This window comes from Providencia sp. PROV116 (assembly GCF_028482485.1).
Classification (GTDB): domain Bacteria; phylum Pseudomonadota; class Gammaproteobacteria; order Enterobacterales; family Enterobacteriaceae; genus Providencia; species Providencia rettgeri.
Map to the genome: position 1 here is coordinate 73,057 of NZ_JAMPQO010000001.1, position 8,965 is coordinate 82,021.

Annotated in this window: 12 protein-coding genes; all 12 read left to right on the forward strand. The window is 42.4% G+C overall.

Annotated features, from left to right (window positions below):
• Positions 1 to 72: 72 nt before the first annotated feature.
• The 12 genes from PSE72_RS00410 to PSE72_RS00465 are packed head-to-tail and all read left to right on the forward strand — an operon-like array spanning position 73 to position 7,520.
• Positions 73 to 378, forward strand: a complete 306-nt coding sequence (locus tag PSE72_RS00410; protein WP_196723626.1) for a head-tail connector protein — start codon at positions 73 to 75, stop codon at positions 376 to 378.
• Entirely contained in the window at positions 378 to 704 is a 327-nt protein-coding gene (locus PSE72_RS00415) for a phage head closure protein (protein ID WP_238562737.1), read from the forward strand. The genes PSE72_RS00410 and PSE72_RS00415 overlap by 1 nt, the downstream gene beginning before the upstream one ends.
• The gene (locus tag PSE72_RS00420; protein ID WP_187710567.1) at positions 691 to 1,080 is read left to right on the forward strand and encodes a hypothetical protein; all 390 of its coding nucleotides are present in this window, start codon (positions 691 to 693) and stop codon (positions 1,078 to 1,080) included. Before PSE72_RS00415 ends, PSE72_RS00420 begins: the two co-directional genes overlap by 14 nt.
• Positions 1,077 to 1,490 carry an HK97-gp10 family putative phage morphogenesis protein gene (locus PSE72_RS00425; RefSeq protein WP_196723624.1) on the forward strand — a complete coding sequence of 138 codons (414 nt, stop codon included), beginning with the start codon at positions 1,077 to 1,079 and terminating at the stop codon, positions 1,488 to 1,490. Before PSE72_RS00420 ends, PSE72_RS00425 begins: the two co-directional genes overlap by 4 nt.
• A gap of 23 nt (positions 1,491 to 1,513) precedes the next feature.
• Positions 1,514 to 1,975, forward strand: coding sequence for a phage tail protein (locus PSE72_RS00430; protein ID WP_272690857.1), 462 nt, complete (start codon positions 1,514 to 1,516; stop codon positions 1,973 to 1,975).
• A complete protein-coding gene (locus PSE72_RS00435; RefSeq protein ID WP_196723622.1) occupies positions 1,975 to 2,319 on the forward strand; it encodes a phage tail protein in 345 nt (114 codons plus the stop codon). The genes PSE72_RS00430 and PSE72_RS00435 overlap by 1 nt, the downstream gene beginning before the upstream one ends.
• 32 nt (positions 2,320 to 2,351) lie before the next feature.
• A complete protein-coding gene (locus PSE72_RS00440; RefSeq protein WP_272657097.1) occupies positions 2,352 to 2,549 on the forward strand; it encodes a hypothetical protein in 198 nt (65 codons plus the stop codon).
• Positions 2,542 to 5,490 carry a phage tail tape measure protein gene (locus PSE72_RS00445; RefSeq protein WP_196723621.1) on the forward strand — a complete coding sequence of 983 codons (2,949 nt, stop codon included), beginning with the start codon at positions 2,542 to 2,544 and terminating at the stop codon, positions 5,488 to 5,490. Before PSE72_RS00440 ends, PSE72_RS00445 begins: the two co-directional genes overlap by 8 nt.
• A 2-nt stretch (positions 5,491 to 5,492) precedes the next feature.
• Positions 5,493 to 6,086, forward strand: a complete 594-nt coding sequence (locus PSE72_RS00450) for a hypothetical protein (RefSeq protein WP_196723620.1) — start codon at positions 5,493 to 5,495, stop codon at positions 6,084 to 6,086.
• Positions 6,086 to 6,667, forward strand: a complete 582-nt coding sequence (locus PSE72_RS00455) for a hypothetical protein (protein ID WP_196723619.1) — start codon at positions 6,086 to 6,088, stop codon at positions 6,665 to 6,667. Before PSE72_RS00450 ends, PSE72_RS00455 begins: the two co-directional genes overlap by 1 nt.
• 18 nt (positions 6,668 to 6,685) lie before the next feature.
• The gene (locus PSE72_RS00460) at positions 6,686 to 7,063 is read left to right on the forward strand and encodes a hypothetical protein (protein ID WP_196723618.1); all 378 of its coding nucleotides are present in this window, start codon (positions 6,686 to 6,688) and stop codon (positions 7,061 to 7,063) included.
• 58 nt (positions 7,064 to 7,121) lie between these two features.
• On the forward strand, positions 7,122 to 7,520 hold the full coding sequence (locus tag PSE72_RS00465) for a DUF6950 family protein (protein ID WP_196723617.1): 399 nt from the start codon (positions 7,122 to 7,124) through the stop codon (positions 7,518 to 7,520).
• Positions 7,521 to 8,965: the final 1,445 nt, after the last annotated feature.

An 8,965-nucleotide genomic window follows, 5' to 3' on the forward strand; every position in this document is an offset into this window, starting at 1 on the left:
GTTGCCGCCTTTTTTATACCTCTTAGATGCGAAGATAGTCGCATCACTTTAATAATATATAACGGAGGAATAATGTCTTTGCCAACTATAGAGGAGCTACGTCTGCAATGCCGTATTGATACCGAAGATGAAGATGCCATTTTATTGGGTTATTTATCAGCCGCTAAAGAAAAAGCAGCTAATTATTTAAATAGAGCGTTACATAATGACAGCGTTCCCGATAATGATCCAAATGGCATAACAATAACGCCAGTCATTAAGCTGGCATTGATGCTGGCGGTTGGTTTTTGGTATGACACGAGGGAACTAAAAAAAATCCCTCAAGGTTTTTACGAGTTGTTAAGCGATTATCGAATATCACCCATGAGGGCTAAGTAATGTTAGCCGGTGAACTTAATAAACGTATTGCGTTATCACGCCCAGAAGAAGTCAGGAACGATTTTGGTGAGCCTAAAACAGAGTTAGTAAAAGTCACTGACGTATGGGCCAAAGTGGAGGCGATGTCTAATCGCAAAATTCGAACTGCAGATCAGCAACAAGTTATTGAAACCTACCATTTCACCATTCGGACTCGCAGCGATATTGATGAGGGATGGATAATTGCTTATCAAAAGCGCAATTTCACGGTACGCGCATTAGATAGAAACCAGCCAGACCGTTTAATTATTACAGCGGAGGTCGACAGTCGACATGATAGAAACTGATATCAAGGCAGACTTAGAGCGACTAACGGGATTGAATGCTTACCCTGTCGCGCTACCTTCAAATGTGCTTGAGGGGGTGACTTATCAGAAAATAAGTGACCCTAAAATGATAACTGGCCTAGCTAAAACATCTCTTGTTCAAGCGCGATTTCAAATTACCTTTCAGATCCCTAATGACTATTCAAAAGCATTAAAGCTTGAAAAAGTAGTGCTCAATGCTTGGGAAAACATCACCCATGGCCATATTGGTCGTTATCCCGTTCAAACAGTTCAGCGAGGTAATTTCATGCAGAACCGAGAAGAGCAGACGGATAAACGGGTTATTTGGCGTGTGATGCGTGATTTTATTATCACTTATCCAGAGGGGGCTGAATGAGGGTAACTGTTGAGATAAAAGGCCTTAAAGAATTGGAGTATGAGTTAAACCGTTTAGGGGAGGACATAACAACAAAAGTGCTACGGCAAGCTGGACGTGAAGCGATGGCACCTGTGCTGGAGGATATGAAACAACACGCAGGCTATGATGCAACCAGCGAATCAGAGCACATGCGCGACAGTATCAAGATCCGCACAACGAGCCGCATGAAAGACCAAAAAACGTTCTCTGTCATGACCGTTCGTGTAGGGCCAAGCAAAGCTCACGCAATGAAAGCCAAAGCACAAGAGTTTGGCACCGTAAAACAAATCCCTAATCCCTTCATCCGTCCAGCATTGGACTATAACCGCCAATTTATTTTAAACACGCTAGCCGCTGAAATACGCGCCAGCATCGAAAAATATCGTTAATTCATTTATTTGGAGTAAAAAATATGGCTGATAAATCTTCGCCAGAATACGCCATGCTTCCCGCAGGGACCATCGTTAAATGGGGTAAAGTGGGTGATTTACCAACTGCTTTGAAGCCGCTAGAAAACTGTAAAGCCATTGGTGCCACAGGTCTAACGGGTAGCTTTGTGGATTGCACCACGCTAAAGGATAAAAATAAGCAGTTTATTTCTGATATGCCAGAAGGACCTGAAAAAACACTGGGATTTATCGATGATCCTGAAAATGCAGATTTTGCGGCTTTTTTGAATGCGGCACAGGCGAGTGAAACGGTGCAGTTCTTCATTGAACTTCCAAATAAACGTACCGCGACAATGATCTTAGCATTATCAGGTTGGGAAATGGCAGACATTAGTGCGCCAGCAAGTGAAGTTATCCAGATCTCAGTCAAAGGTAAGCAAAACAACCTGACTTGGGGTGTGGTAGCGTCAGGAGGAACAAAATAATGTCATTGAAAGCCTCACTGTTGAAAGCATCCCCACATGTTGAAGAACATCCTATTTTAGGGGTAACGGTTTTTATTCGTCGTTTGACTATCGCTGAACTTGATGAGTATGAGCATGATTTACAAGAAGCTCAGAAAACGGGATTCAGTTCTGATGCGAGTAAAGCGGGTGCCAAACTTATCTTAAAGGCCATTTGTGATAAAGATGGACAGCCTCTTTCGAGTGATGAGCTACCCACAGCGGATGAGCTTATTCAGGCACACGACACACCGACCCTGTTATCAGCAATGTCATTCGTGCAAAAATTTAGTTATGGGTCCGTAGAGGAAGCGCAAAAAAACTAACCAACTCACCCTATCTTAAGTTTATTTTCCAATTGGCTGACCGATGGGGTGAGCCTGACCCGAGAAAAATTGCTCAATTGCCTGCCAATATTATCACTCATTGGCAGGCATTTTTTATGCCTGAGCAAGAAAATACCACCGAAAACCAACAAACTACTGCATCAATAGCGAGTGTTCGCACTGATATTGAATCGCAGTGTCATGATGTTATGAGGGCGATAAATGGCTGACGTTGCAAGTTTAGCGGTTGCGTTACACCTCAACGCAGCCTCTTTTAAATCCCAAGTGTTTGATGCCTATGATTCTGCCAGTAAAGAATCGAAAAAGTTTGCACAAGCTGCCTCTAAAGATGCAGGGCAGACAGCCACTAAATTATTGGAAGTTTCGGCTAATGCACGAAAAGCAGGGGCGGATCTATCCGCTTCTGGTCAGCTAGCGCGCCATTCTCAAATGGGGTTTGCTCAACTACGTACGGCATTAACCAATGTTTCCGCTGGCTCTAATGTGGCTACCAGTAGTTTAATTGGCGGTTTCATTCCTGCGCTTGAACGCTCTTTAGAAAATGTGAACAACGTTAAGTTTTCTTTAGCAGAGCAACAACGTGTCGCGCAAGAGGCTGCTCGTGAGGCCATGAATTTATCGCGTGCACAGATTGAAGGTGCGCAAGCCGATAGAAAAAGTGCTCAAGAAAAAATCAATCTTGCCGCAAAAATGCGAGATGAAGCTATTGCTAGGCGGGAGCAAGCTTTCTCACTCGATGAATATTTAGAACGTCAAGTCGAAGTTAATAAACAACACGGTATTTCTGTCAGTTATGCAGAAGAACATGCCAAGAATGCGCGAATTATCCGAGAAGCTAATATTGCTGAGGCTGAAGCCAAAAAACGGATGCAAAGCGCATCCATTGAGGTTATTTCAGCAAATAAAAGTGAGATTGATGGCAAGAAAAACCTTACCACGGCAACCAATCAATTATCCGAAGCCAGCAAGGAACTGACGTTCTCACAACGCGCTGCGGCTAATAGTGCAAGTTTGTTTAAAAGCGCATGGGGGATGATGGGGGGCGCTGTTGGCATTGGAATTATGGCATCAGCGGGAGCTTTCACTTATCTCTATTCGCAGTACCAGCAGGCCGAAGAACGCCAGAAAGCCTTTAATGCTGCATTGCAAAAAGGTGGGTTAGGGTTAACAACAACGGCTTATGATCTGCGCAACCTTGCCAATGAACTAGGCGGTACCGCAGATGCCTATAAGTCAGTTACTGCCGCTGCTTCAGCGGGTTTTTCTGGTGATTTATTGCACCAAATTGCTGAGGTAGGGACGCAACTCGAAAAGTCAGGTGGAAATGTTGATCAGTTCATTTCTGGTTTAGTTGCATTAGGTGCACAGCCTGTTGAAGGAATGCAACGGATAATTGATGCTGGTAGGGAGATTGATAATCAAGCAATAGAGCGAGTTGCTAGACTTGAGCGAGAAGGAAAAAAAAGAGAAGCGGCCAATGCAGCTATGCTTGCTGCGGCTATTGCCGAAATTGAATATAACACCAAATCCAGTACTTTCGCCGCTGAGCATGAAAAGAGAATAAAAGACCTTAATGTAGCTTATGCAGGGCTGCAAATGACTGTGCGCAATATTGATATGGGTGGTAAAGATCCATTCATGGGAATGTATATTGCGACTAAAAGTTTATTAGCAGATAGATTAAAAAAAGAGCAAGAAGAAAGAACACAGCAATTATTAGAACAACAGAAGCAATTAACGGAAAACGTAAAGCTTCAGAGTAACTTTAATGCGGCATTTAACGCTGGAATTGATCAGCAAAAAGTACGAACTGATCGGCAAAATCAGTTTAAAGAAATGCTCGATAAGGGAACCATTTCAGCAACTGAATACCAGCAAGCTTTGAAAGGATTGGATAAGTTATTTTCCACACCTGTAAAATCTGGTAAAAGCACAGCCATAGACGAAGGTAAGCAACGGATAAATCAGCTTTTACAACAAGGTGCTGCGTTACGTGCTCAACTGGAGGAAACCGAAGGCCTAACAGCTTCGGAACGTAAGTTAGCATCTTTTGAACAAGAGTTAATTGGGCTGCAAGGGCAGCATTTAAATGCTAGACAAAAGAGTATTCAATCTCACTCAGATGAAATTCGAACACAGTTAGTAAAAAATGCATCGTTAGAAAAGGAACTAAAATACAAAGAATTAAGGAATAAATTTGATGACCAAAATTTCGAGGTAATGCAAAAAACCTCAAGAATTCGTCAAGATGCAACAAATCAGATGTTGCAAATAACAATGAGTCAATCAGCGTATGATCTAATGCTTGAAGAGCAACGAGTAAGAGATGAGTTTCGTCAGCGTCGTTATCAGCTAGATAAAGAAGTTTCTGATAAAACCACTCAACTTTATGCAGATCAAACGCTCTTTTTATCTCAAGAAGAACAAAGGCAATTAGATATTGTCAGGCAGTCTTCGCGAGATAAATTAGCAATGAATAGAAACGCCAGCGCCGGAATGATAAGAGGAATGCAGGATTTTGGTGAATCAGCCGGAAGTATCTATGACCAGATGCGCTCTATCAGTAATAACGCATTAAGTGATATGTCAGGAATGCTAGCTAATTTCGTAGCCACTGGAAAATTAAATTTTGCAGATTTTGCACAATCTATTGTGAAAGAAATTACAAAAATGATTTTTCAGATGATGATCTTTAATGCACTTAAAGCTGGTTTTTCGGGAACTTCATTTGGTGATGCTATGGGATTTAAGGCCACACCAAATGCCAAAGGTGGTACATACAATTCACCGGGGTTAAGTGCATATAGTAACACTATCGTGAAATCACCGACATTATTTCCGTTTGCAAAGGGTGGTGCACCTAAAATGGGATTGATGGGAGAAGCTGGCCCTGAAGCAATTATGCCTTTAACCCGTGGTCGTGATGGTTCTTTGGGCGTAAGGGTGCTTGGTTTAGATACACAGCAGCAAACACCAAATATTATCATTCAACAAACCTTTCATTTAACAGGAAATGGTGATCAGGCTTTGCAAGAGGCTATTCAGCAGGCGGCAGAAATGGGAGCAAAACAAGGTTCACAGGATGCGTTAACTAAGATTCAGCGGGACTTTCAAAATAATGGCACATTAAGAAAAAGCCTTGGGAGGTAAAAATGGTACTTGAATGGCCTGAGAATGTTGTACCTTCCTCAATGAGCTGGCAGCTAATGAGCAATAGTAAAACATTTACCTCGGTATTTACAGGGAGTAGCCAAACGGTGAGGTTTTCAGGAAGCCGCTGGCGCTGCACTTTGACTTTCAATAATCTCACTGAGGCTATATCCAGAGAATTAGAAGTTTTAATGGCACAACTGGACGGTGAAAGCGGGCGAGTGAGAATTAGCAATTGGATCAGACAGGGATTACAAGGTAAGGGTTCGCCACTTGTTAGTATAGGAAACCAAACGGGAAAATCACTACAAACAAAGGGATGGTTAAAGAATTCAGTTGTAGTGCGCAAAGGGGATTACATTACAGTGAGTAATGAGCTCAAGATGGTTACTGAAAATGTGTTAAGTGATAAAGATGGGAATGCAATTATTCCCATCTCACCTACGCTAAGGTTGTCACCACAAGTTAATGAGAAAATAGAATCCGTGAGGCCGTTCGGTATTTTTAAATTAACAAGCAATGACCAAGGGAATTTTCAGTACCGCCCTGGTGTATTTTCCAATGTCACTATCACATTTGAGGAGGCTTTATACTGATGTTGTATCATCCTTTTTCAAATGCAATGGTAAAGGTCATTAATAATGGTTTCGAACTGGTTATTGCAGCCAAACTGGATCTCAAATCAGGCGTGACTAGAGCGCATACTGGGCTTGGCAATTTAATTATTGCGGGGGAAATGTATCAAGGTGTTGGCTCTTTGGGGAATATAGAGCCAGTTACCGAAAACAACTCAACCAGTCCACAGCAATTAATACTATCGCTTTCTGGTTTTGATTCTCTCCTTATTGCAGATGTTATGAATGAAAGAAGTCGCGGACGCAATGTTAGCTTGATGCTGGTGGCTTTAGACTTTGATGGTAAGCCAGCATTAGCAGAGATCATTTTTGCTGGGCAAATTTCCAATATTGGTGTTACTACCGGTAATAATAACGAAGTTGCAGTTACAGTATCTAATCGTTTTGAGCGATGGTCTCAGGGGTTACCTGATAGATTTACGGATGAGTCGTGGACAAAACGGCATAAAGGCGATCGTATATTTCGGTATGTGGCACAAATGGCTGAGCGTGCTATATACTGGGGTAGCAAGAAAGATGCACCGACATTCATATACAAATAACATTAAATTAGGGGAAAAATGAACAGTATCTTTAAGTTTTTTGTGATGACACTATTTTCTTTTGCTTTAATGGGATGCGTTACCCAAATGACAAAAGAAGAAGTAGCCACTGCAAAATTTGAACAGCTACCTAGTAGCTATAAATCTGACATAGAAAAATTTATTTCGGCAAACTTAAAAGATCCTGATTCTGCTAAATATATTTTTCATGACCCTAGAAAGGGGTATCAATCATCTAAAAAACTAGTGGCAATGGTTGTCCCAGTAGAAGTGAATGGCAAAAATAGCTATGGTGGTTATACAGGCTACACCCTTTATCATATAGCGTATATTTCAGGACAATACCAAGATGTAACCACTGGTGTTATGTACGAAGTGATTAAATTCGCTGACTAATAAACTACATTTATATTAACCCGCTTCGGCGGGTTTTTTTATGCCCGGAGATCAGCAAATGCGACACCCAAATTGGACAACTCAACTTCCTGAAACCTTGCGCCAAGCTATGCAAAAGCCGTTTGTTTGGGGTGAGCATGATTGCTGCTTGTTTGCTGCTGACTGCGCAATTGCGGTGTGTGGTGTCGATATCGCAGAAAAGGCTCGAGGCAGATACAAAACCAAATCAGGGGCTATGCGAGTTTTAAAATCTGAGTTCGGGGATTTGGAAACAGGTCTATCGGGTTTCTTTCAAGAAATAGAACCCGATAAAGTGATACGTGGTGACCTTGTTATGTTTGATGGTGACGACGGCAAAACTCTTGGTGTGCTGTGGGCTAATAAAATATGGGCTGTCACTGAGAATGGCGCGCGACCAGTTAATCATAAACCTATTAAAGCGTGGAGAGTTGAGTAATGGGTAAAGTTGTCTCTAATATCGTCTCCGCGGGTTTAATGATTACGGGGGTTATGGCAACAGGCGGGTTAGGTACCGCTTTAATTGTGGCTGGTATTGCGGTTCAGGCGGCTAGCACATTTATTTTCCAAGAAAAAATGCCATCAATGCGTTATCGGGATCAATCTGAACGCAAGCAAATGTTACGTTCAGCGGTGGCGCCAGAGACTGTGGTTGTTGGTAAAACAGTGTGTTCAGGTCTTCTCTTCTTTGCCGAAGAGGAAAAGGGCGATCAAACAGATGGCGAACGTTTATTTATGGCCATTGCACTTGCGGCCCACCCGATTCATAAAATTGGCCGCATTTGGTTAAATGATGATTTGATAGAAACCTTTGGCGACAAGGTCAGTTACGAGTTTCATAACGGCCGCACCACAAGTGACCCGTATTTATTGAAGCATGCGCCATCATGGAAAGATGACATGATCGGCGAAAATTTAGCGTGGTTGCGGTTAACACTGAAATACGATGCGGAAAAATTCCCTTATGGTGTGCCTAATGTCAAAGTTGAAATGTGGGGCAAAGAGGTTTTCGATCCGCGCATTGGTAAAGATGCTTGGACTGACAACGGAGTATTGATTGCGCTTGATTACTATCGCAGTTATCTCAATGTGCCTGATTTAGAACTAAATTTTGATGAATTTAAAACGGCAGCAGATTTAAGCTATGAACCAGTTGTAACCCCAGAAGGGAATACGGAACCCCGCTATACTATCAATGGCGCTTATGAGCTTTCTGAATCACCATCATCACTACTTGATCACATGCACCGGTGCATTGCTGCTGAGCCGACTTATGTTGCAGGCAAGCATGGTATTTTAATGCAGGCTTATAATGGCCCTGCAGTATTACGCATTGAACCGAATCAAATCATCGACACCGTTAACATCACACCTGAACTTGCGCTACGTGATGCAACTAATGCGATTTACGGTACCTTCGTCGATGCCGAGCAGCAATATGTTAAAACTGATTTTGAACCAGTCATTGTTGATGAATGGATTGAGGAAGATGGGTTAGAGATTAAAGAAAATATCGATTACCGCTTTGTCACTAGCCCATACCAAGCAGCACGCCTTTCTAATTTATATCTACGCAAAAAACGCGCAGGTCGTCGCATTCAATTAAAAATGGACATGGATGGTTATGCGTATCGACCAGGGGATGTTTGCTTGCTGAACTTACCACATATTGGCGTACAGAACTTTGAGTGTCGTGTGGCTGAGTGGAAATTTCACCCGCAAGAGGGCGTTGATATTCTCCTCGAGGAAGACGGAGCTTATATCTATGAGGATATAATTGGTAAACCTTTTGTTCGGCCTCCATTCACTGTTTTACCCACTGGCGGCGTGGCACCACCGCTTAACCTTGCTTTTGTGGCCACAAATATCGGTGAAGTCGTTCAG